Annotated in this window: 1 protein-coding gene; it reads left to right on the forward strand. The window is 67.0% G+C overall.

Annotation, left to right across the window (positions count from 1 at the left end):
• On the forward strand, positions 1-394 hold a 394-nt coding region (locus IF17_RS0135840; protein WP_030575421.1), incomplete at both ends, for a carbamoyl phosphate synthase preATP-grasp domain-containing protein.

Below are 394 nucleotides of genomic sequence, written 5' to 3' on the forward strand. Positions count from 1 at the left end.
CATGACCGACCCCGAGATCGCCGATGCCACCTACGTCGAGCCGATCACGCCGGAGTTCGTCGAGAAGATCATCGCGAAGGAACGCCCCGACGCCCTCCTGCCCACCCTCGGCGGCCAGACCGCACTCAACACCGCGATCTCCATGCACGAGCAGGGAGTGCTGGAGAAGTACGGCGTCGAGCTGATCGGCGCGAATGTCGAGGCGATCAACAAGGGCGAGGACCGCGACCTGTTCAAGGGCGTCGTCGAGGCCGTGAAGGCGAAGATCGGCTACGGGGAGTCCGCCCGCTCCGTCATCTGCCACACCATGGACGACGTCATCAAGGGCGTCGACACCCTCGGCGGCTACCCCGTCGTCGTCCGCCCCTCCTTCACCATGGGCGGCGCCGGCTCC

It is taken from the genome of Streptomyces cyaneofuscatus, from assembly GCF_000718135.1.
GTDB lineage: Bacteria > Actinomycetota > Actinomycetes > Streptomycetales > Streptomycetaceae > Streptomyces > Streptomyces cyaneofuscatus.